19 protein-coding genes and 3 pseudogenes are annotated in these 21278 nt (G+C 68.1%); 15 read left to right on the top strand and 7 right to left on the bottom strand.

All coding sequences use genetic code 11. The features are described 5' to 3' along the window. Positions 1 to 18: 18 nt before the first annotated feature. The 6 genes from AS594_RS38940 (at position 19) to AS594_RS38915 (ending at position 6026) form a co-directional block, all read left to right on the top strand. Positions 19 to 207 carry a hypothetical protein gene (locus tag AS594_RS38940; RefSeq protein WP_069936155.1) on the top strand — a complete coding sequence of 63 codons (189 nt, stop codon included), beginning with the start codon at positions 19 to 21 and terminating at the stop codon, positions 205 to 207. Positions 208 to 258: 51 nt separating this feature from the next. Next, positions 259 to 951 (top strand): hypothetical protein, encoded by a 693-nt coding sequence (locus AS594_RS38935; protein ID WP_141747248.1) that lies wholly within the window; start codon positions 259 to 261, stop codon positions 949 to 951. Positions 952 to 988: 37 nt separating this feature from the next. Then, positions 989 to 1408 carry a TadE/TadG family type IV pilus assembly protein gene (locus AS594_RS38930; RefSeq protein WP_069936153.1) on the top strand — a complete coding sequence of 140 codons (420 nt, stop codon included), beginning with the start codon at positions 989 to 991 and terminating at the stop codon, positions 1406 to 1408. Then, positions 1405 to 1863 carry a TadE/TadG family type IV pilus assembly protein gene (locus tag AS594_RS38925; RefSeq protein WP_069936152.1) on the top strand — a complete coding sequence of 153 codons (459 nt, stop codon included), beginning with the start codon at positions 1405 to 1407 and terminating at the stop codon, positions 1861 to 1863. Before AS594_RS38930 ends, AS594_RS38925 begins: the two co-directional genes overlap by 4 nt. A gap of 71 nt (positions 1864 to 1934) precedes the next feature. After that, positions 1935 to 2321 (top strand): pilus assembly protein TadG-related protein, encoded by a 387-nt coding sequence (locus tag AS594_RS38920; RefSeq protein ID WP_069936151.1) that lies wholly within the window; start codon positions 1935 to 1937, stop codon positions 2319 to 2321. 9 nt (positions 2322 to 2330) lie between these two features. Then, the gene (locus AS594_RS38915; RefSeq protein ID WP_069936150.1) at positions 2331 to 6026 is read left to right on the top strand and encodes a LysM peptidoglycan-binding domain-containing protein; all 3696 of its coding nucleotides are present in this window, start codon (positions 2331 to 2333) and stop codon (positions 6024 to 6026) included. Between the two features lie 197 nt (positions 6027 to 6223). Here the strand turns inward: AS594_RS38915 and AS594_RS42350 are convergent. Then, positions 6224 to 7435, bottom strand: a pseudogene (locus AS594_RS42350) (IS3 family transposase). Between the two features lie 153 nt (positions 7436 to 7588). Between AS594_RS42350 and AS594_RS38895 the strand changes: the two are divergent. Both AS594_RS38895 and AS594_RS38890 read left to right on the top strand, forming a co-directional pair. Further along, positions 7589 to 8332, top strand: a complete 744-nt coding sequence (locus AS594_RS38895) for an FG-GAP repeat protein (RefSeq protein ID WP_079148929.1) — start codon at positions 7589 to 7591, stop codon at positions 8330 to 8332. Positions 8333 to 8540: 208 nt separating this feature from the next. Then, entirely contained in the window at positions 8541 to 8840 is a 300-nt protein-coding gene (locus tag AS594_RS38890) for a DUF6281 family protein (protein WP_079148928.1), read from the top strand. An 847-nt stretch (positions 8841 to 9687) separates the two neighbouring features. Here the strand turns inward: AS594_RS38890 and AS594_RS38885 are convergent. From AS594_RS38885 to AS594_RS38875, 4 genes and pseudogenes are all read right to left on the bottom strand, one after another. Beyond that, positions 9688 to 10506, bottom strand: coding sequence for a hypothetical protein (locus tag AS594_RS38885; RefSeq protein WP_069936146.1), 819 nt, complete (start codon positions 10504 to 10506; stop codon positions 9688 to 9690). Then, positions 10490 to 11083 carry an RNA polymerase sigma factor gene (locus AS594_RS38880; RefSeq protein ID WP_338120233.1) on the bottom strand — a complete coding sequence of 198 codons (594 nt, stop codon included), beginning with the start codon at positions 11081 to 11083 and terminating at the stop codon, positions 10490 to 10492. Before AS594_RS38880 ends, AS594_RS38885 begins: the two co-directional genes overlap by 17 nt. Then, positions 11080 to 11232, bottom strand: a complete 153-nt coding sequence (locus tag AS594_RS45230) for a hypothetical protein (protein ID WP_167368169.1) — start codon at positions 11230 to 11232, stop codon at positions 11080 to 11082. The genes AS594_RS38880 and AS594_RS45230 overlap by 4 nt, the downstream gene beginning before the upstream one ends. Before the next feature lie 1203 nt (positions 11233 to 12435). Then, positions 12436 to 12649: pseudogene (locus AS594_RS38875) on the bottom strand (lamin tail domain-containing protein); the annotation flags it as partial. A gap of 468 nt (positions 12650 to 13117) precedes the next feature. Here AS594_RS38875 and AS594_RS38870 point away from each other — a divergent pair. The 3 genes from AS594_RS38870 (at position 13118) to AS594_RS38860 (ending at position 15422) form a co-directional block, all read left to right on the top strand. Then, positions 13118 to 13723, top strand: a complete 606-nt coding sequence (locus AS594_RS38870; protein ID WP_069936144.1) for a TlpA family protein disulfide reductase — start codon at positions 13118 to 13120, stop codon at positions 13721 to 13723. 4 nt (positions 13724 to 13727) lie between these two features. Continuing rightward, positions 13728 to 14492 carry a cytochrome c biogenesis CcdA family protein gene (locus tag AS594_RS38865; RefSeq protein WP_069936143.1) on the top strand — a complete coding sequence of 255 codons (765 nt, stop codon included), beginning with the start codon at positions 13728 to 13730 and terminating at the stop codon, positions 14490 to 14492. A 495-nt stretch (positions 14493 to 14987) separates the two neighbouring features. Further along, on the top strand, positions 14988 to 15422 hold the full coding sequence (locus AS594_RS38860; RefSeq protein ID WP_069936142.1) for a hypothetical protein: 435 nt from the start codon (positions 14988 to 14990) through the stop codon (positions 15420 to 15422). A 343-nt stretch (positions 15423 to 15765) separates the two neighbouring features. On the opposite strand, the pseudogene AS594_RS38855 reads toward AS594_RS38860, so the two are convergent. After that, positions 15766 to 16446, bottom strand: a pseudogene (locus tag AS594_RS38855) (DUF1731 domain-containing protein); the annotation flags it as partial. A gap of 136 nt (positions 16447 to 16582) precedes the next feature. Between AS594_RS38855 and AS594_RS38850 the strand changes: the two are divergent. From AS594_RS38850 to AS594_RS38840, 4 genes are all read left to right on the top strand, one after another. Next, on the top strand, positions 16583 to 17797 hold the full coding sequence (locus AS594_RS38850) for a hypothetical protein (protein ID WP_069936141.1): 1215 nt from the start codon (positions 16583 to 16585) through the stop codon (positions 17795 to 17797). 90 nt (positions 17798 to 17887) lie between these two features. Next, complete coding sequence (locus tag AS594_RS38845; protein ID WP_069936140.1) at positions 17888 to 18358, top strand: hypothetical protein; 471 nt, start codon at positions 17888 to 17890, stop codon at positions 18356 to 18358. 646 nt (positions 18359 to 19004) lie between these two features. Continuing rightward, positions 19005 to 19352, top strand: coding sequence for a helix-turn-helix domain-containing protein (locus AS594_RS42345; protein WP_079148926.1), 348 nt, complete (start codon positions 19005 to 19007; stop codon positions 19350 to 19352). Positions 19353 to 19919: 567 nt separating this feature from the next. After that, complete coding sequence (locus tag AS594_RS38840; RefSeq protein WP_069936139.1) at positions 19920 to 20303, top strand: SH3 domain-containing protein; 384 nt, start codon at positions 19920 to 19922, stop codon at positions 20301 to 20303. Between the two features lie 127 nt (positions 20304 to 20430). Here AS594_RS38840 and AS594_RS38835 read toward each other — a convergent pair whose 3' ends face one another. After that, on the bottom strand, positions 20431 to 21180 hold the full coding sequence (locus AS594_RS38835; RefSeq protein WP_079148925.1) for a transposase family protein: 750 nt from the start codon (positions 21178 to 21180) through the stop codon (positions 20431 to 20433). Between the last annotated feature and the right edge of the window lie 98 nt (positions 21181 to 21278).

The raw sequence follows: 21278 nt of genomic DNA, 5'->3' as shown, positions 1-21278 counted from the left end.
CACAGGAGAGACAGACGCATGGACATCCAGATCCTGACCGTGTGGATCCGCACCCGCTACGAACAGCTGAAGGCCGGCAAGGACGCCGGACAGACCAGCACTGAACTGGCCCTGATCGCCGGCGCCCTCCTGGTCGGCGCCGGACTCCTGGTCCTGGCGATCCGCACCAAGCTCACGGAGAAGATCGGCATCATCAACGGCGGCTGACCGAGTGCCCCACAACCCACCCCCCCCACGTCGATGAACAGGAACCGTCAGGTGATACACGTCCCGCCATCCCGCACCGCCAGGCTGGCCGCATATACGACGGCCACTTTGCTGACGGCCGTCCTGGCAGCCGGATGCGGCACACAGAACGACCCGCCGCCCCCTGCCGCGAAAGCTACGACGGCACCTGACAAGGGCAAGGCCAGCTCGCCCGCACCCCGCGGGCTGAACACCTTGGAGCTGGAAGCGGCCTTGCCCAACCAGTTCAGCGTCCCGGCCGACCTGGACCAGCCCGGTACCCGTAAGGCGTGGGACACCTTCGACGCCACGTACTGCCAGTCCGAGGGCTATTCCGAGGAGTGGTGCGGCGAGGCGCTCGCCGTCGGCCGGGCCGAGTTCACGAACATGGAGGACCAGCAGCTGGCCATCCAGCTGATTTCCTTCTCCGACAGCAAGACCGCCGCCCGCCTCTTCAAGGGCAAAGGCACCCCCGACGAAGTGGGCGACAACCCGCCCGGCGACGAGATCGACGGCTTTGAGATCGGCCTGTACGACCCACAGCCGACGACCTGGCCCGGCAAGGGGATCAACGTACGGCAAGGCGCCGTCATCGCAACGATCGAGTACACGTGGAAGACCGGCACCACCATCCCTTCCGGCAGACTCCTGTCCCTCGCCGACATGGTCGTCAAGCGTATCCAGCAAGCGCAGGCCGGTAAGCCGCCCACGGCCTCGGCCCGATGAACCACGCCCCTCAAGCACGAGAGACGGAGAAACGGCGGTGAACCGCAGCACCAGAAGGCGCACGGGCACACGCCTTCGCCAGCGGCTCCGGGACGACCGCGGCTTCGGCAGTGTGGAATTCGCGGTCCTGGCCGTCGTCGTACTCGCGCTGGTATTCACCGCCATCCAGGTCGGCCTGTACTTCCACGCCCGCAAGGTCGCCCAGTCAGCCGCCCGCCAGGGCGTAGAGGCCGGACGGCAGTTCGGCGCCGGCCAGGGCGACGGCGTCGCCCAGGCGCAGACCTTCCTCGCCCGTTTCGGCGGCAGCGTGCAGGGCGCCAGCGTGTCCTCATCGGGCAGCACCGCGCAGGAGATCCGCATCACCGTGCGGGGGAGTGTCGCCACCCTCGTCCCCGGCCTGACGCTGGACGTCACCCAGCACGCCGCCGCCCCCGTCGAACGCTGGACCAACCCATGAGCGCCCGAACGAACCGACAGCGCCTCGCGCACGGGTTGCGCCGCGACCGCGGCAGCTACGCGGTGGAGACCGCGATCCTCGCACCCGTGATGATCGCCCTGATGCTGCTGATGATCGCGTTCGGGCGGGTGACCGACGCCGACGGCGCCGTGGACTCCGCAGCCCGCGCCGCCGCCCGCGCCGCCTCCCTGGAACGCGATGCCGGCAGCGCCCAGGCCGAAGCCCAGGCCGCGGCCGACAGGAGCCTGGAGGGCGAGGGCATCACGTGCCAGACCTCCAACGTGGCGGTGAACACCGGCGGCTACGCACTCGACATGGGTGTGGACGCCAATGTGACGGCGACGATCGCCTGCACGGCTGACCTGTCCGACATTGGCCTGCCAGGCCTGCCTGGCTCCAAGACGCTGACGGCGTCGTGGACCAGCCCCATCGACACCTACCGGGGACGCCAGTGATCTGCCGAATTCACCGTCCCGTGACACGGCGGCATGCGGCACTTTCCGCAAGCCGCCGCGATCGCGGTTCCATGTCCACGTTCTTCGCGCTTTCCACGCTGGCGATCTTGATGGTGATGGGACTGCTCGTTGACGGCGGCGGCGCCTTGAACGCGGGCAACCGGGCCACCTCCCTCGCTCAGGAGGCAGCCCGTACTGCCGGCCAGCAGCTCGACCCCGCCAAGGCCATCGAGGGCACCGCCATCACCATCGACCCCGACGCCGCCGTCGGCGCAGCCCAGGACTACCTCGCCGCCGCAGGAGTTACGGGCGACGTACAGATCACCGACGGCGGACAGACCCTCAGCGTCACCGTCCACGACACCTACAACACCCACTTCGCACAGTTCGTGGGAGCCGGAACGATCAACGTGACCGGCACCGCGAAAGCCCATCTGCAGACCCAAGCCGGAGGCTGAGCCCCAACCATGGCCCACCGCACCCCCGCCCCGCTGCGCGCACTCGGCACCCTGCTGCGGGCCCTGATCGGCCTGACCCTCCTGGTGGCCCTGGTCGGCGGCGTCCCGTACCTCCTGCTCCAGGTAGGCCACCAGCCAACCGAACTCTCCGGCGGCTTCGACCTCCTGCTACAACAAGACGACGGAACCCTCTTCCTGGTCGTCATCACCTGCATCGGCTGGACCGGATGGGCAGCCTTCACCTTCTCCGCCCTGGTCGAAATCCTCGCCGTGCTGCGCCGTCGCTCAGCGCCCCGCATCAAGGGGCTGGGCGGACTGCAGTCCCTCGCCAGCTTCCTCATCGGCGGCATCGTCCTGCTCGCTCCTACTGCGGCTTCGGCAGCCACTGTGTCGCCCGCCGTCGCGGCCACAGCCGGGCAGACCGTGGGCGAAGCCGGCGCCAGCACGGTGCTGAGCGGCAAGACGACCGCCGAGACGGAGGAGACGACCTGGCCCAAGCACACCGTGTCCTCGGCGACCGAGCTGCCGTGGGACCTGGCCGAGGAGTACCTGGGCGACGGCAAGCGGTGGAAGGACATCGCCGCTCTCAACCCCGATATCCCGCAGCTCGCCGCCGGCGACCACTACCTGCCCAAGGGCGCGGTCGTCAAGCTGCCGGCCGATGCCCGGCCCGTCGCGCCGGCCGCCAGCTCGGCGCCCGCGGCGAGCGAGAGCCCAGCCGCGGACAAGGCTGCCGAGCAGCCGGCGAGCAAGGATGCGCAGGGCGGCAAGCAGCGCGACCAGGCGGGCGATGACACGTCAGCGAGCGAGGCCGACGAGCCGGAAAGTGTCACCGTCCGCGAGGGCGACAGCCTCTGGTCGATCGCCGACGAGCATGGCGAGCCGGGCGACTGGCCGGCCATCTTCGAGGCCAACCGGGGCGAAGCGACTCCGGACGGCGGCAAGTTCACCAACCCGAACCTCATCCTCCCCGGCCAGCAGCTGGACGTGCCCCAGCCCAGCGACCAACCGGAGACGCCGGCGGCCAGCGACAAGGACGCCGGCGACCAGGAGACGCCCGACAAGGCCCCGGACACGGACGCCGACAAGACGCCGGCGCCCGAGAACACGCCGGACAAGGACGCCGACAAGGGACCCGAGGGTGAGCAGTCCACGCCGCCGGCCTCAACTCCGCCCCCTTCCCGTACGGCAGAACCGTCCCCCGCCGTGAGCACCACCGCCCCCACGCCTGGCGCTCAAGACACCGGCCGCGACCAGGCCCCCGCCGCGCAGCGCAGCGACGACGGCGAGACGGCCCTCGCCCCGGCCGCCCTATGGATGGGCGCCGGAGCCTTGGCGGCCGCCCTGGTCGGCACCCTGGCCACCCGCCGGATTTTGCAGCAACGCCGTCGCCGCCCCGGCCGGCGCATCCCCATGCCCCAAGGCCGCGCCGCCGCGACCGAGCAGGGCCTGCGCGCCGCCCAACACCCCACCGGCTTCGACTTGCTCGGGACCGCCTTGCGCTCCCTCGCCCTCAACCTCGCCGCCGCCGGGCGTGAGCTGCCCGTCATCGAGGCGGTCGTGCTGCACGAGGCAAAGGTCGAGCTGCACCTGTCTGAAGACACCGCACCCATGAAACCCTTCACCGCGACCGCCGGCCGTCAAGATCTGTGGATCTGCCCCGCGAGCAGCCCTGACCTGGCGGACGAGGAGGCGCTGAAGGATGCCGACGCCCCGTACCCGGCCCTGGTCTCCGTCGGCTGGGACGCTGCCGGCCACCTGGTCCTGGTCGACCTCGAGCAGGTCGGCATCCTGCACCTGGCCGGCGACGCGGACTTCGCCCGGCACGTCCTGCAGGCCATCGCGGTGGAGCTCGCCAGCACCCCGCTGCCCGGCCACATCGAAGTCACCGCCCTCGCCGAGACCGCGCCCGGCCTGGACAGTGCAGCACCCGAACGCGTCGTCCGCATCGACGACCTCGCCGACGCCACCGCCGAGCTCGTCAGCCACACCGCCGACCAGCGCCGCGCCCTGGCCGCCGTCGGCGCGAGCAGCCTGCGCGCCGCCCGACTGACGGACGACGCCGGCGGCGCCTGGACGCCTCACGTCCTGCTCGCCGCGGACCTTCCCGACGACCAGGCCGTCACCGCGCTCTTCGACACCCTCGCCGAACAGCCCCGGGCAGCCGGCGCGGTCATCACCACCAGCGCTCACCAGGCGCCGGCCGAGGCCTGGACGCTGGAATGCAAGGACCCGGACGAGACCATCGTCCTGCCCGGCTCCAACCTGCCCATCAAGCTGCAGGGCCTGAGCGACGAGCACTTCGCCGACGCGATCGAACTGCTGAGTCTCGCCGCGAGCGACGCCGACGTCCCCGCCCCCGAGTGGACCCGCATCGACCCGGACGAGCCGATCGAAGAAGAAGAAGAGGAGGAACCGGAGCAGGACGAGGCACAGTTCTCCAACGGCGCGCAGGACGCGGACGCCCCGGACGGTGCCGCTGACGCCGATCCGGGTGAGGACGGTCTACCCGCGGAGTACGCCGAGCTGGAACTGGACGCCCTCGCCGACGAAGACACTGCGACGTCCGGAGCCGAGCCGGTCGACCTGGTCAAGCCGGACGCCCAGGACGAGGACGAGGCGGAAGGCGTCCGCACCGCCGGCCCCTCGCTCGCCGACGTGCTCGCCGACGATGACCAGGACGCTGAACCCGAAGCCGACCTGAAGCCTGCCACCGACGGCACGAAAGCAGAGGCCCCCGCCCCGGCCGCCAGTCCGGCGGACGTCGCTCTCGCCCTCGCCGCGCCTTGCGCAGCACCCGCCCCACCGGCCGTCCACGTCACCATCCCCGCACCCGCACCCGCACCCGCAGTCGAAACCGAGCCGACCGACGTCCCGCCGCCAGTTGCGGAGCAGGCCCCTTCCGAGACGCCCACCCCGCTGCCCGAACCCGAAATCGAGGGCGCTGCCCCGGCCGTGCTGCTGCTGGGACCCATCAGCATCGAGGGAGCCACCGGCCGGATCGACTCCAGCCGCCTCAGCGCTGGCATCGAACTGATCGCCTACCTCGCCCTCAACCCCGGCGTCGACCACCACGCCATCGACGACGCCCTGTGGCCCGGGCGCCTGGTCAAGAAGCAGATGCGTAACGCCGTCATCTCCCGCACCCGCTCCTGGCTGGGCAAGGACACCGACGGCAACGCGCACCTGCCGCGCGTCCAGGAAACCGGCGACAGCCGGTACCGCCTTGGTTCGGCCGTCACTTGCGACTGGACCCGCTTCCAGCGCTTCTCCCTCACCGGCATGGCCCGCCACGACGAAGACGGCGACCTCGCCCTGCGCCGCGCGCTCGCTCTAGTCCGCGGCCGGCCCTTCATCGGGATCGACCCCCAGCGCTACGCCTGGGCCGAGCCGATGATCCAGGAGATGGTCTCCTCCGTCGTGGACGTCGCGTACGAGCTCTCCACCCGGCGCAGGGAGGCCGGCGACATTGCCGGTGCCCTGTGGGCGGCCCGCCGCGGTCTGCTCGCTGCCGAGGAAAGCGAGATGCTGCACCGCCAGATCTTCCTCGCCCACCACGCCGCCGGCGACATCGACGCCCTCCGCGAGGCCGCTGCGCAGCTCGCCCGCATCAACGAGCAGCTGCTCGGCGGCGTCGACATGGAAGCCGAGACCGCCGAGCTCCTGCGCAACCTGCTGCCCCGCCCGACCACCCGAGCCCGCTGACGGAAGGTCTCCAGCGTGTCCCCTCCCACGACCGAGCTGCGCGACGGACCGGCCCGCCTGTACGGGGCCAGCCGCGCCATGCCGCTGGAGATCGCCGCCTCCGCCAGGGCCCCGCACCCGCGGGCTCCTGGGCCGCGACGGCATCGACGGGGCCACCCTGATCACTGAGGTTGATCCCGGGGAGTGGACACCGTGTTTCATGCGATGAGTGACAGCGTACGTGTCGTGATCAGTTGTTGTTCAAACTCGGCTGGTGTGCGGTAGCCGAGCGCGGAGTGGCGGCGGCGCCGGTTGTAGTAGGAAAGCCAGCGGAACAGCTCGAGTCGGGTCTGTGCCTTTGAGGTCCAGCGGCGTCCGTGGAGCAATTCGCGCTTGAGGCCCTGGAAGAACGACTCGGCGAGGGCGTTGTCGTAGCTCGAGCCCACCCGGCCCATGCTGCGGCGGATGCCGTGCCGGCGGCAGACGTCGGCGAAGGCGGCCGCGCTGTATTGGGCGCCTCTGTCGGTGTGGAAGACGACGCCGTGGACCCGGCCGCCGCGGGCGGCCACGGCCATCTCGATCGCGTCGGTGACCAGCGAGGTGCGCATGGGGCCGGCGATCGACCAGCCCACGACCTTCCTCGAGTAGATGTCGATCACGGTGGCGAGGTAGAGCCACGTCGAACCGACGGCTATGTAAGTGATGTCGCCGCACCACCTGGTGTTCAGGGCGTCCGCGGTGAAGTCGCGCATCACCAGGTCCGGCGCGGGCGCCGCGGTCCTGTCCGCGATCGTCGTCCGCTTCTTCTTCCGCAGGTGGCGGCCGACGATGTGATTGGTCCGCATCAGCCGGGTGACGCGCTTGCGGTTGATCCTGTGCCCTCTCGCCCGCAGCTCGGCATGGACGCGCGGGGCGCCGTAGGCGCCATGGTGCTCGGTGTGGATGGCGCGGATCTCACTCACGGTCCGCTTCTCCTCGGCTTGGCGCTCGGACGCGGGCCTGCTCGGTGGCCAGATGCCGGTAGTAGCCGGCGCGGGACGCCCCGAGCACCCGGCAGATCCGCTTGACGCCGAAGTCGGCGCGGTTGTCGGAGATGAAGTCCCAGCGGCGGGATCTCACTTCACCTCCCGAGCGAAATAGGCGGCTGCCCGGCGCAGGATCTCGCGCTCCAGCCGCCACTCCTGCTCGGCTTTGAGCAGCCTGGCGTTCTCAGCCCGCAGCCGGCCCAGTTCCTCTGCCGCACTGACGCTTCCGGCGCGGCCCTCGGGCACCGCCTGGGCCTCGTCCTTGCGGACCCACGTCCGCAGCGACTCCGCGGTGATACCGAGATCCGCGGCCACGGCGGCGTACGTCCGATTCCCGGCTGCGGCGCGGTAGAGCGCGACAGCGTCCTTCCTGAACTCCTCCGGATACGGAGACTTGCGTCCCACCTGGACATCCCTCCCTGGACCATCAAGATCCATTGTCAGGGTGTCCACTCCAAAGGATCAGCCTCAGTCAGGGTCGACACCCGAGGCAGGGACAACTGGCTCGGCGAAGGGCGCCTGGCCGCCGGGAATTTCAACGGCAGCGGGAAGGACGAGATGGCCGTAACGGCCCCCGCTACGACCGTGATCTACGCAGCCGACGAGTCAGGCTTCTATGACCGCCAGGTCCTCGCCGGAGGGACCACCCTCGCGGCAGGTGACCTCAACGGAGACGGGCGCCAGGACCTGGCCAGCGGCCTGCCCGACCCCTTCCCCGTCACCGGCGGGATCACCGACCCCAGCGGCAAGTCCGGCTACGTGATGGTCCACTACGGCAGTGCCGCTGCCCCTGGCGGCCTGAACGCCACACGCCACACCTACCACCAGAACACGGCCGGGATACCCGGGAGCAACGAGAACGAGGACCGGTTCGGTGCCGCCATGTCCATCGCCGATGTAACCGGCGACGGATACGCCGAACTGGCCGTCGGCGTCCCCTACGAGTCTCTGGGCGGCGCCCTGCGCGGAGGTGACGTGCTTGTCCTGCGCGGCGGAGCCCGCGGGGTGAGCACAACCGGTTCCGTGCGGCTGTCTCAGAACACCTCCGGCATTCCCGGCACCGCCGAGAACAACGATGTCTTCGGCTACAAGGTCCGACTCGCCGACTTCAACCGCAACGGCAAAGCGGACCTCGCGGTCTCCGCACCGTACGAGAACCCCTACAACAACGAAGGCAGCGGAGCCATCTGGCAGCTCCACGGCACCAGCAACGGGCTCACCACCAGCGGCGCGGACGTCTTCGACCCCGCCGACTACGGCATCGCACGAGGCTCCGGCCTCGGAGACGCCCTCAACGACTGACGAACCACAAGACCGGGGCCGCCCGCGGCCCCGGATCGGCCCTCAGGTAAGCGCCCCTGTCCCCCGCCACATCGTGGCGGGCGCGCCGCGCGGACGGGCCGGCTTGTGGGCTCCCCAGCTGTGAAGGCGAGAACCCGGCAGGGGTTACGTCCTGGGTCTTCGCATCAACTACTGAGCCGGAGCTGAGGCTCCAGGAGGAGATGTACCGATGAAGCCGGTACTTTCATTCGGCAATGGCAAGTCTGTGTGGATACTCCTGGCGGCAGCCATCACCACGTTCTCTGTGGGCTGCGCGTCCTCGTCGGGCGACGGCGGTGATTCCGCATCGTCCTGTGCGTTCCTGGTCGAGTACGACAAGCACAGGTACATCGGCACCGACAACACCAACATCTCTGTCGGGGACGAACTCGGCACCGCCACCCGTCCGGCGTGCGACGACACGCCGAACGACAATTCCGACGACGAAACCACAGCCTCGTCGACTACCGCCTACACAGTCGAGGCGTAGACCCACCCTCGCCATCGCGGTGGGCGACGCAGACGACGTCCGCCTGGTCGTCATCGACTCCGGCAAGGAGCTGCCTCCCGAGATCAAAAAATGATCAACCGCTCCTGACGACAAGCGACGCGGGCGTCGGTGCCGCACGACGGGCGGCCGCGGCCGCGTCGCACGCATCCGTTCGGAGATCGCGTCAGTCCAGGCGTGTACTCGCGCAGTTCACCGCCGTGCGTGCCGATGATGGCGAGCTGGCGCTGCCCGTCATCCAGTTGGAGCCAGTGGCGCAGGGCTTTCCCCTGGCCCTCGGCAAACCCCCTAAAGGCCAGGTGAGGACTGACGGGTCCGGTGCCGACGGCGCCCGTCTCTCCCCCCCCACGGGCCTGGCTTTGAGTCGACAGCTCAAGGCGTTTACGCCGTACTGCGAGCGTCCACGAGCCGCCGCTGCACCTCTGACACCAGATGTTGCAGTCGTCCGGGTGGCAACCTCTCGCTCTCCATCCACTGGTCCAGGCGCGGACGCATATACCGCACCATGCCTGGTCCATGGCGACGCAGCACAGCGCGGCGACGTCGGCTGGCAGCTACGGGTGCTGGTCAGCGCCTTAGAATGGGCCGCCACGAAAGAGCAAGCTGCCGTGGTGGCGCGGGCGGTCGCTGCGTTCGTGGGCCGCGTCGGGGCGGTCTGAACCGAGATTCTCAGGTTACCTAGGCAAGTTCACCACGGTGATCGGGAAACTGTCTGCGGGGCGCAGCGGGCCGCCGGGCCGCTCAGCTGTCGCCACACAGGATGGAGAGCCGTCTGGTCGGCCGCGGGTGCTGCCCCGGCTCGTGCACTTCGGCTCCGACCTCTGGGGCGTCAATGAGGCTTGCCAGGCGTTGCTCCGCAGCGACTGACCAGTTCGGTGAGGAGTGTGCGCAGCCTTTCCTCGCGATCGGTGAGGCGCCGCCCAGGTGGGCTGGGTGGGCGGGGGAAGGTGCGTTCGGGCAAGGTGTCGGAGTTGTCTTCGGCGTGTGTTGTGGTGGTGTCGGTGGCAGTCAGGGCTTGGATGCGTTCGGGAAAGTCAGGGTCGGGCAGGGGCAGGTCGAGGTCGTCGTCGACGAAGGCGACCGCGACCGGCACGTAGTCGAGGACTGCGGTGACCGGGTCGGGGACGGGGCGGGTGCCGGTTTTGAGGTTGCGCAGGATCCTCAGGGCGGCGGGGATGTTGATGTCTTCTGGGTCGGTGGTGGTATCGGTGGTCTGGGTGTGCCACCAGTCGGCTTCGCCGTGTTCGCCCAGGGCGCGGTGGTGGAGGTAGAGGCAGTAGGTGGCGGCGGTGTCGCCGGCACCGGCGGCGTACTGCCACCAGAAACGGGCGGATTCTTCGCGGTGGGACATTTGCAGGAGGCAGCCGAGCACGCGAGCGCCAGATGGCTCGGGGAGGGCTTGGGCGAAGAAGCGCTTGAGGTCGGACAGTGCGCCGGTGTGGGTCACCACGGTTTCGCACAGGGTGCGCAGGTCGCGTGCGGCCGAGCGCTCCTCGACCGGCGCGGCCGTCGCGGGCGGTGGAGCAGCGGCCGGGGCGCCTGATACGCGGGCGGCCAGGCGTGCCTCAGCGGCGTCGATCTCGGTCTGGGTGTAGGGGCGGTGGTTCAGGCGCGCCCTGGAGAGCAGGTCTTCAACGGGCGATGTCATCAGCGTGGCCCTCCTCCAGGTTCGCGGCGTCCAGGCCCAGGGTCTGGCGCAGACGGCGCTTGGCGTGGCGGGCGTTGGAGCGTACGCCGGCCGGGGTGATGCCGAGCTCGGCGGCGACCTGGTCGACGCTGAGGTCGTTGGCGTGGAGCAGGAGCATGACGTCCATTTGGCGTGGCGGAAGCTCGCCGATGATGCGGAAGAGGTTCATGCTTTCCTCCAGCTGGCCAATGGGGTCCACGGCCTGGAGGAGGGCGGCGGTCTCGAAGGCGGCCATGTCCAGGAGCACGGGGCGGCGGCCGCGGGCCTTGCCGGTGTCGATGGTGATGTTGCGCAGGACCCGCCAGGCGTAGCCAGCGGGGTTTTCCTTGGTGAGGACGTCCGGCCAGACTTTGAGGAGCTGCTCGAACGCGGCGTCGACCGCTTCCTCAGCGTCGGATCGGTTGTTCAGGATGGTTTCGGCCCAGCGGATGTATGCGGGGCGGTGCATCTGGTGGAATGCGGAGAAGTCCACCGGCAGCTTCGTCGTCATCGGCCTGGTCCCGGGCGGGCGGTAGGGAGTGTCCTGGTCCTGGCTCACGCCTGCCCCTCGTCTCGGCTGTTGCGGCGCATCTCGCTGATGCCCGCCCTCACTCCGGCCGCCGCGAGCCGGCGTACCAGCACTGCCGCGTCCCGGCCGAACACGCGCAGCGCGACCGCCGCGATGACCACATCCCCTGCGAGCTCCATCGTCACGAGCCTTGAGGTCCCTCCCTTGAGCAAGGCGAGGCCTGTACCCCCAGCGGGCCCCGAGAGTGCGCCGTCGTGCGCCTCCGATACCCAAGACCGTTTCGGCAGCCCGAATGTGCAACGACAAACCCGAAAATCTGACGGCGCGCAACGCGCCCGATGAACAGCTGGCTTCACATCCACGCTGTCCGCCCTTCTCGCTGGATTGCGCCACCCCACTGACCACCCCAACGCCATACCCCCTGACCTGGCGGTCCGTCAGAACGGACAACGCTCAACTATCAGGTTCTGGAAAACCAGAGCGCCCACCCCGCACAACGACTGTGACGCATAACACACTCCGACGTCACCGTCCGGCCGTAGGGGCCGCACCCTGGCCGAAGGGCGATACGTCGGCCATCGTGACGTCCAAGCGCAGCGGAAAGTAACGCAGCGAGGCCCCCGCCTGCCGCGCCAACGTGGACCTCAGCGTCCACGTTGGGCACGACGAGGATCGGCTCGAGAGCATCGCGGCTGCCCCCGGAAGCGACGAACCATACGCCGGTCCCGGGACGGGACCGGCTTCGGTGAGATGCCCAGCCAACTGCTTAGCGGCGTCCGGCTACAACGACGTGGTCCGACCCACCGCGCGCAGCTGGCCTGCGTCGTAGCGTCCGAGGACGAACCACTGCGGGCGCCGCAGACTGCCGGTGACGCCGCCGATCACAGCTTCGGTCGTCCGACTCCGCCGCACCGTGAACCAACCGCGAAGCGCCCGCCGGTGTCGGAGCAGCGTTCCTCTCAGCGAGGAGACGGGTGCGCCCGTTCAGCCGTACTCAGCGCGCTGCGGCCTGCCAGCCGTCGTACGGTCTGGCGGAAGGCCGCTTTTTGACAGGACTGGCGGCTGCGGCCCTGCGTTCCATTCGCACGTTGCGCAGGGCCGCACACCACAGCATGGCCACTGCCGCATCCCCGCCCCCGACCCCCTGCGGCAAGCCGGCGTGGGCCACCAGAGCGCCGTCAACGTGGGCTGTCTGGTCTGGGACTTATCCGTCGGCCAATGCCCCGGGGCACTCAGCTCGGCTGGCGCATCTGGTCTCGTAGTGGACGGCGCATAGACCGGCAGATCAGTCCTTGCGCTCCCTCCCCCGGCTGCCGGTCAGGACTTGGTCAGCCGCCTCGATAACTTTCGCTCCGCGTCGCCTGTGGGAAGCTGGTGGTGGGTTAGTGGAAGGTGATGGAGCCGTTGCTGTCGCGGTCGTTGCCGCTCTTGAAGTAGGAGTGGACGTCCGCGCGGCTGCCGGAGGGCTCGTAGAAGTAGATCGCGTCGCGGTCGTTGTTCCACATGAAGTTGCAGTTGTCGCGGTAGACGACGTTGCCCGCGTCGGAGTCGGTGCCGTGACCGCCCCAGTTTCACTAAGTCGCCGGGCTGCAGGTTCGTCCCGCCCGCCAGGCAGAAGACCGGCCGCGAAGATCCCGCGTACGGCCGTCTCGTCGGTCCCGCTGACGGGCACCGCCAACGTGACCTGGCGGCAAGGCAGCAATGGGGCTACAACTTTACGGTTCATCGTGCTGACGGTGAGGCTGGCGACGAAAACAGTGTCTGGCCGTCGGTCGACGCTCAAGGTGAAGGGATGGCACGTCTCGAACGGCTCTTCCGGCAGCGCTGCCAGCAGTGGCCGCTCGCCCTCGAGGTACTCGTGCGCGAACGGGACCGGACCTCCATGCGTGGACTAGTTCTTTTGACCCTGCGGATTGACGTCTCCCCGATCGCCTACGCCCCGGCAGCCTTCCAAGTTGGTCCTTCGCACCCTCGCCAGACCGGGCCATCCTCAATGTGCTAACTGGTCGTTGACATGCCCGGGGCGGTGAGATCTCGGTGCGTGGGCCATGCGAAGCTATTCACATGAGTCTTAGCCGCGCACCCCAAGTTGCCCTGCTGACGGCGCTGGTCACCGTAGCGGCGCTTTCTCTCTCCTCCTGCAGTGAAGGAGCAGCTGGGAAGTCCTCAGGTGGCGATCAGACGGAGTTGGCGGCGGGTGGGGAAGACCTCTCTTCCGTTCCCAAGAGTGAGCGGCGGCTCCCAAACGACCTTAAGGGCGAAACCCTTCACGGCAAGCGCCTTGATATCGCCGACTATAAAGGGAAAGTCGTGGTGATAAACGTCTGGGGCTCGTGGTGCCCGCCCTGCCGCGCCGAGGCTCCGAGTTTCGCTAAGGTCGCCAAGGAGACTAAGGCTCAGGGGGTCGAGTTTGTCGGGATCAACACCCGCGACAACAGCAGAGAGCCAGCCATCGCCTTCGAGAATGACTACGGCGTAGATTACGACAGCCTGTACGACCCGAATGGAAATCTGGTCCTCAACGGATTCCCTAAGGGGAGCCTCAACCCTCAAGCCATCCCCTCTACCATCGTTCTTGACAGAGGCGGGAAGATTGCGGCCCGCGCGCTGCGGCCGCTCAGTGGTGGAGATCTGCGCAGGATGATCGACCCACTGATTGCGGAGAAGTGACGCCATGCAACACCTTGCCTCAGTCCTCGGGCAGAACGAGACGGTAGTAAGCGGTGCCCTCCTTCTTGCACTGCCCATCTCCGTTCTCGCCGGTCTGGTGTCCTTCTTCTCGCCGTGCGTTCTACCTCTTGTTCCGGGTTACCTTTCGTACGTGACTGGGATAACCGGCACCGACCTGGCGCAGGCCCGCCGCGGTCGGATGGTAGCTGGCGCCTCCCTTTTCGTAGTCGGTTTCACCGCCGTTTTCGTCTCCGGGGGGGCACTTTTCGGATATTTTGGCTCCACCCTTCAGGAACACCGGGAAGTGCTGACCACGACCCTCGGCGTGCTGATGGTCCTGCTGGGTTTGTTCTTCATGGGCCTCATGCCGTGGCTCACGCAGCGTGAGATTCGTATTCACAAGCGCCCCGTGTCCGGACTCCTGGGGGCTCCACTACTTGGCGCCTTGTTCGGTATTGGCTGGACACCCTGCCTCGGCCCCACGCTCTCCTCGGTGACGTTCCTAGCAGCGAACGAGGCCAGCGCCGGCCGTGGGGCGCTGCTTACAGTCGCGTACTGCCTAGGGCTCGGGGTGCCCTTCGTACTGACGGCGATGGCCTTCCGTAAGGCGCTCGGCGCCTTCGCTTGGATTAAGCAGCGATACGTGTGGGTGATGCGGATAGGGGGGGGCATGATGATCATAACTGGCCTGCTGCTGCTCACGGGTGTTTGGGCCAGCATGATCCAGTACATGCAGGTCTGGTCGCAGGGCTTCACCGTAGGGATCTGAGCCATAGCGACGTCAGCAGCGTCAGGCTGCACTTTGTGCTTCCGACCGTGCACATAAGCGGTCTGCCCCTCAAGGTGATCTGACAACTCGGGCTGGTGTGTCGGTCTGTGGCAACCATCCGAGCTTGGGCATAGGCGCGACAGCAGCCGCTGCCACGCTGCGCCGGTGAAGCCAAGTATTCGCTTATGAGAGGTAAGCCTCCCGCAAGACGCAAAGCCGCGGCGGTAGGTCGCCAGGAAGTGCCCTCGGCTAGTTCGGGCGCCGCGCCGCCGGACATCGGGCAGCGTCAGAAATCCGCCTTGTGCGCCGCGCTCCGCCGGAGCCCCCAGTCTGGAAGTGCTTCCGCGAAGCCAGACAACGTTCCGGCACGGAGCCCTCTTGAGACGTCAACAGTTCTAGCCAACTGCCCTGCGACTGACCGAAATTGTCTCGCACTCTCGTTCGAGTTCGGTTATGATCTTGAATGACCAGTAGGTGACATATCGAGGGGGAACAGTGAACATCTCCATGCGCAAGCGTGCGGCAACCGTACTTACGGCTGCCGCCATCATGGTGGGCGGCACCATGACAGTAGGAGCAAGCACTGCCGCTGCGGCCGACATTCCGCCGAATGTCAAGTTTTACTACAATAACCTGGGTGGCGGCACTTACGGCATAATCGGGTACAGCGGCAACAGTGTTGTCGGCACCGGATACTGGTACGCCGACGGTGACAAGCTGCAGGCGGTCGACCCCAGTCGGGACGGATACGGCATCGCCGCCTATCTGGGCACCAGCCCTGTACGCGAAGCGAGCACGTACGGGCACAACTCCCCGTACACAGCCACGAAGACCGGGAATCTGCCCGAGGGTCGCAAGTACAGTTTCTGGATCTGCCTGGGTGGTAACGACGGGCAGATCTGCTCCGACACACTGACTGTTGCGGCGTAGCGCCCAGAACAGCGGTACGTCAGGCCCCGGTCGCAGCGGTCTCGCGGCGACCGGGGCCTGACCTGTAATCAGATACTTCAAAGCTGCGAGCGCCGTCTGGCCACACCCTGACAGGCCTCGTCCTGGTGGCAGCGGATGAAAACTGTGCCCAGTTCGTCGCCTGGTGGACTCCACTGCCCCGGCCAGCCGGACCACCGGAGTTGAATCCGGATAGACGACAGCTTGGACGCCGCCTTCGTGCGCCCGTAACACGCCCCGGTGCCGACGTCAGCGCGCGATCGGAGGAGTCGCGACTCCGGCATCGCACGCGCCGCTAGCCGGTGGCGCTGAACTATCACTCGGCTCAGGCAGGGGTCCGAACCAGCCTGGCCCGCCGTACGAGGGACGTGGCGGCCTTCTCCCACTCGGGATAGGCGAAGCCGAACCCGGCCTCACGCAGTCGGCCCGGCACCACCCGACTGCTTTTGAGCAGCAGTTCTGTGTCCGTGCGCAGCGCGAAAGCCCTCATCGCGGCCATCCAGCGCGTCGCGGGCAGCCCCACCGGGACGCCCCAGGCCGTGCGCAGCGCTTGCATGAAGTCGCGTTGCGGCAGAGGGCCGGGGGAGGCGAGGTTGACCGGCCAGTCGAGATCCTCGCGGTCGATCAGGAACTCCACCGCTCGCACGAAGTCCTCGTCGTGGATCCAGGAGACGTATTGTGCGCCGCCGGCCACCGGACCCCCCAGCCCGAGGTGGGCCAGCCGCGACAGCACGTTGAACACACCACCGCGGTCCGGGCTCATGACCATCGCCGAGCGCAGTGCCACCTTGCGGGTGGCGGGCGTCGGAGCCTCGGCCTGCGCCCGCTCCCAGTTCTCGGCGATCTCGACGCTGTACGCCCAGTAGTCGGGCACCCCGGCTTCCGAGCCGCCGATCTCCCCAGTCGCCTCGTCGTTTTCCGCGTCGAAGCGGTGGGCGTAGATCGTCGCCGTGCTCATCTGAAGCCAGACCCGAGGTGGCCGCCCGGCGGCGGCAATCGCCTCACCACATAGGACACGGTTTAGCAAGGAGGGGCATCCGTATGCGTCTCAGGCTCGCTTCACAGCCGGCCGCAACTCGCCGTCCGTACCTGCCCCAATGGTCAATATCGCACCTGCATTCGATCTGGCTAGGGTCGCGTTCATGCCAACGATCAAGCCCATACCCCGCGCCCTGGCCATGACCGCGCTGCCCGTCGCGCTCCTTGCCTCAACCTTCACCGCCGCCCCCGGCGCAGGAGCCGCCCCCGCCGCCGCGAAGGCAGCGTTCGTCCTCAACACCGACACCGGCTCCTTTACCACCAGCGGGAAGAGTGCCCTGGGCGCCGGTCAGCAACGGGGCATCACCGTCACCAAGAACCTCATCGGCACCGCGACCGACACCCAGATACTCTCCGGGCCCGGCGGACGCGTCCTCGCTGACACCACCCTGGCCTCCTCGCCGGACAAGGCCCAGCGCGCCGCCTGGGCCGCCTCCGACCGCTTCGTAGACCTGTCCTGGCCCGCCACCAGGGGCGCCACCTGGCAGATCTACAAGGGCGACCAGCTCATCGCCACCACCAAGAACAACAGCTTCCGCGACACCGGTGTCACCCCCGGCACCGAAACCGGCTACAAGATCACCGGCGGAGCCACCGCCACCGACGGTGGCGTGTGGGGCCTGACTACCACGGTCCCCGCCGACACCAGCCCCGCGACCCTCGCCAAGACCGCCGCCGCCATCGAAGCCAAGGCACGCAAGTACTCCAAGACCACCGTCGTCTGGCGCTCCTTCATCTCTCAGAAGTGGGCCACCGTCCCCAAGATCCTCGAAGACGCCTCCGGCTGCAAGTACACCAACGGCTACAAGTACCGCGGCGACGGACGCGGCTACACCACCAAGGCCACGGGCAAGGGCACCGGCCACCGCGCCGGCGTGCGCGGCATCATCAACTGGACCAAGTCCAAGTACGAGTACTTCCCCACCACCGGCGTCACCAAGGTCTACAAGAAGAACGGCAAGTTCGTCGCCAAGCGCAAGGCGAGCACCAAGAAGATCGACTTCCGTGCGATGACCCGACACAACGGCAAGACCCGCGCGGTACGCGGAACCCTCGACGCCACCGACCCCTTCTGCCCCAAGTCCGGCATCAGGCGCGCCGGGATCGGCGCCACCTTCGACATGCGTCTGGCCCGCAACGGCGACTTCTACGTCTCCGGCAAGTACCGCCAGGCCCCGCACCACGAGCTGTACCTCTACGGCCACTACGGCAAGAAGCACACCACCAAGACCGTCCACCGCTCCAAGATGAGCAGCCTGCTGTGCCTGTCCCAGCCCGCCTGCGAACGCGGCACCATCGGCAACAGCGGCGGCTACTAACGCCCCGCTGACCCCGTCCCACTCGCCGGTGGGAGACTGATTCACCAGAGACCGGTCTCCCACCGGCCACGGGGAAAACGGAGAAAAGTGATGATCACCCCCTGGCGCTCCGCCGCCGCCTACGCAGCCCGAGTCACCCTCGGCTCCTGGTCCATCGCCCTGATCGTCGCCGCGGCCTACTCGCTTTCCACTGAGCTCTGGCAGGGCTGGGGGAACCTGTCCCTGTTCGTCCCCACCGACACCGTGATCCTTGCCGCCCAGCTCGCCGCCCTGACCCTCGCCCGCAAGCTGCGCACATCGCTGCCCCGCTGGAAGGTCACCGCCTTCGACGGCCCCCTCTACACCGCCGTCCTCCTGACCGGCGTGATCATCTCCTCCCTCGTCGCCAGCGACGGACCCGCAACAGCGGTCGACGCCGGCTTCTACTACCTCGTCATCGGCATGTTCACCCTCCAACTCCCCGCGGCCTACCTCATCTCCTGGCTGGCCTCCAGGCGGCTCACCGTCGCCGTCCCTGCCCCCAAGCAGCCACGCGACCTGTTTTCCCGAGCCGGAGGCTGAAACCCCGCACGCGAACAACGCAGGGCCCGCCACGCATGTGTGTGGCGAGCCCTGCGACGCTCTCACTCTCTAAAGCCCTGGTGGTGCGGGTTGTCGGGAACGGCCAAAGTTCCTGGTCATCCCTGGCTCGGGAGGACGTGGAGGCTGTCGATCGTGTGGGTGATGAGGTCGATCCACAGCCATCGGGTGGGCGCAGCCTAGCCAGCTGCGGCGTCCGGCGTTCACGATCTGGGCTGCGTGTTGTCGTTCACGGGCAGGTTGCGCAGGCCGGTGGGCGCGGGCGCTTCGGATGCAGAGCTCGGCGCGTACCCGCTGAGCGTGACGCGGTTCGAGGGCGGCGATCGGGCGCCGGTGGTGTTGACAGCTCTTGACGGTGAGGCCTGTGGCCAGGGCGGCGGGGGTAGCGGAGGAGGCGCGTGGGTCGGCTGTGCACAGAGCCCCCCATGGGAATCTGGTGTTTGCTACTGCGCAGAATGAGCCTATGAATCCTCCGAGTTGGCCGAAACTTCCTGCGAGGGCAATGACCTTGAGGGGTCCCGCGTTCTAGCGTGCCCCTGTCAGTTCTGGGGGCTAGGTTGGGTCGTGATCACCGCCGCACCCAGGGCACGGGGCTCTGCTGGGAACAGCGGGATCAGGAGGGACCAGCATGTCGAAACGGTCCGATGCAGCAAATTCGGCTTGTGCCTACCGGCGAGCCGGAATCACACCGGCGAGTGGGATCGGAAGGCTCAAGGAGCTGACGGGCCGGGAGAAGGAAGTTCTTCTCCTGCTGGGCACGGGGTTGGGTAACCGGCAGCTGGCACGGGAGTTGGGTATCGCGGAACGGACAGTGAAGGCTCACGTAGCACGAATAGTGGAGAAACTGGGGCAAGAGACACGACTGCAGGCCGCAGTGTTGTCCGTGCTCTCCCATAACGCGCTGTGTGCCGATCCGCACTGCCCATGCCAGCACCACGCGCTCACTCCTGGCATCCGGAATCCGTCTGCCGCCTGAGTGCCGGCCGCGTCCGACTCCCCGACCCGGGGTCGGACGCGGCCTCTTCGGCAGGGGCGACCCACGGTGGCCACCCGTGCCCGATGGACCGCACTCCTGGGCATCACGGCGAGGTCGGATCACCTTTGAGCGCACCGCTCAACCTGCCAGACAGGCGCCGAGCAGCGCGATAGTTGAATGTTACATATGCAATGTGCGCGCCACCCAGGTTGCGAGGCTGCCGTCCTGGACGGGACTCTTCACCGCTGTATGAATGAGCTTCTTCGATGTGGCCACCGATCGGGTGACGGTCCGTGAAGCGAAACGAGCGAGGCCCCCCGGGCTGTTGATCGAGATGTCTGACGTCTCAATTACGTTGATTCAGCGTCTTACGGACTCCCCAACCGGAACGGACCACTTCCCCCGTTCCGGTTGGGGAGTTCTCGTGTATCAGGCGGCTGTTCGCCCCGATGGCGCTAACGTCGTGCGCGGCTCCGGTGTCTTCGGTGACACCGCTCGGCCGGCCCGGGCCTGCTCCTACGTACGTGTTCCGCACCCAGAACCGACGACGCAAGGGGAATCGAGTCCATGACCGTCACAGCAGCACGCCGCACCATGTCACCGCGTCGCTCCGCCGCCCGCACGGCGGCCGTGGCGGCCCTGTCCGCCGCCGCGCTCCTCGGCGGCGGTCTCACGGCCCAGGCCGCCGCACCCGCCCGCACGACGGGCGCGGCCGTGGAGCTCGCGCCGGCCGGTGTGCTCGCCACCCAGTGCTACTACAGGGTCAACGCCAGCGGCGGTCTGCTGGTCCGCAGCGGTCCCGGCACCAGCTACTCGGTCGTCGGGTCCTATCCCAACGGCGCCACGATCCTCGCGTCGGCGTCCACCACCAACGGCTTCCGCAAGGTGGGCACCAACCGCTGGGTCTCCGCGGCGTACCTCGTCCGCATCACCAGCTATCCCTGCGAGTGACAGGGACCCGCGCCGAGGACACCGTTCCCCAGCCCTTCAACAGGCCGCCGGCCGCCGGAAATCCCTCCGGCGGCCGGCGGCCTGTCCGCTGCCTCCGACCGGTCTCCGAATTCATCACTGAGCTTCTTCAGCGTTGCAGCTCCAGTGTGAGGACGGCCTTGGCGATTGACGTCATGCGGTTGGGACTGCATCGGGACCTGCGGAAGATCCGCCAGGACTTCAGGCGGGCGACGCCGCGTTCGACGGGTGCCCGTGTGGCGGCCAGGGCACGGTTGCGGGTCTTCTCAGTGGGGGTCAGTTCCTGCAGGGGCCTGCGTTTGATGCCCGTGGTCAGCCACGGACCGGCGCCCTGGTAGGCGAGATCGGCCACGATGGGAGCGCCCTGGCGCTCGCAGATGCGGATGATCCGGTGGGTGCGGGCGGCGGTCAGGTCGTGAGTGCGGCCCGGCAGGGCGGGCGAGAGCCACAGCAGTCGGCCGCCGGGATCGGTGACGACCTGCACGTTCACGCCGTGGCGCCGGTGCTTGTGGGAGTAGTCGGCCCGGCCGTCGCCGACCCGGTCGCACTCGGCGAGGGTTCCCTCGCGCAGGACGAAGTCGGGATCATGCTCGCGCGGCGTCCTCAGCAGACCCGGCGCACGCGCGGCGAGCAGGTCGACGACCGCGCTGATGTAGGCATGGGCGGTGGACTCGCTGATCCCGAACCCGGCGGCGATCTTCGCCAAAGTGGTGTGCTCGCGCAGGTACACCAGTGCCACCATCGCGCGCTGGGACGGACGGAGCTTGCAGCGCCGGTCGCCCTCACGGGTGACGATCAGCATGGTGACCCACTCCACGAGTGCGTGCGGCAGGTCGATTGCGGCAGGATGTACGACCAACGAGGCCCCCGAGCAACGTAATTGAGACGTCAGACATCTCGATCAACAGCCCGGGGGCCTCGCTCGTTTCGCTTCACGGACCGTCACCCGATCGGTGG

The organism is Streptomyces agglomeratus (genome assembly GCF_001746415.1).
Taxonomy (GTDB): Bacteria; Actinomycetota; Actinomycetes; order Streptomycetales; family Streptomycetaceae; genus Streptomyces; species Streptomyces agglomeratus.
The sequence above is the reverse complement of the archived record's forward strand: the minus strand, read 5'-3'. Positions and strand labels throughout refer to the sequence as shown.

What these genes read in the sequence shown, in the direction of transcription:
- AS594_RS38940 (WP_069936155.1), top strand. Translation starts at nt 19, where the DNA reads ATGGACATCCAGATCCTGACCGTGTGGATCCGCACCCGCTACGAACAG.
- AS594_RS38925 (WP_069936152.1), top strand. Translation starts at nt 1,405, where the DNA reads ATGAGCGCCCGAACGAACCGACAGCGCCTCGCGCACGGGTTGCGCCGC.
- AS594_RS38920 (WP_069936151.1), top strand. Translation starts at nt 1,935, where the DNA reads ATGTCCACGTTCTTCGCGCTTTCCACGCTGGCGATCTTGATGGTGATG.
- AS594_RS38915 (WP_069936150.1), top strand. Translation starts at nt 2,331, where the DNA reads ATGGCCCACCGCACCCCCGCCCCGCTGCGCGCACTCGGCACCCTGCTG.
- AS594_RS38895 (WP_079148929.1), top strand. Translation starts at nt 7,589, where the DNA reads ATGGCCGTAACGGCCCCCGCTACGACCGTGATCTACGCAGCCGACGAG.
- AS594_RS38890 (WP_079148928.1), top strand. Translation starts at nt 8,541, where the DNA reads ATGAAGCCGGTACTTTCATTCGGCAATGGCAAGTCTGTGTGGATACTC.
- AS594_RS38885 (WP_069936146.1), bottom strand. Translation starts at nt 10,506, where the DNA reads ATGACATCGCCCGTTGAAGACCTGCTCTCCAGGGCGCGCCTGAACCAC.
- AS594_RS45230 (WP_167368169.1), bottom strand. Translation starts at nt 11,232, where the DNA reads ATGGAGCTCGCAGGGGATGTGGTCATCGCGGCGGTCGCGCTGCGCGTG.
- AS594_RS38870 (WP_069936144.1), top strand. Translation starts at nt 13,118, where the DNA reads ATGAGTCTTAGCCGCGCACCCCAAGTTGCCCTGCTGACGGCGCTGGTC.
- AS594_RS38865 (WP_069936143.1), top strand. Translation starts at nt 13,728, where the DNA reads ATGCAACACCTTGCCTCAGTCCTCGGGCAGAACGAGACGGTAGTAAGC.
- AS594_RS38850 (WP_069936141.1), top strand. Translation starts at nt 16,583, where the DNA reads ATGCCAACGATCAAGCCCATACCCCGCGCCCTGGCCATGACCGCGCTG.
- AS594_RS38845 (WP_069936140.1), top strand. Translation starts at nt 17,888, where the DNA reads ATGATCACCCCCTGGCGCTCCGCCGCCGCCTACGCAGCCCGAGTCACC.
- AS594_RS42345 (WP_079148926.1), top strand. Translation starts at nt 19,005, where the DNA reads ATGTCGAAACGGTCCGATGCAGCAAATTCGGCTTGTGCCTACCGGCGA.
- AS594_RS38840 (WP_069936139.1), top strand. Translation starts at nt 19,920, where the DNA reads ATGACCGTCACAGCAGCACGCCGCACCATGTCACCGCGTCGCTCCGCC.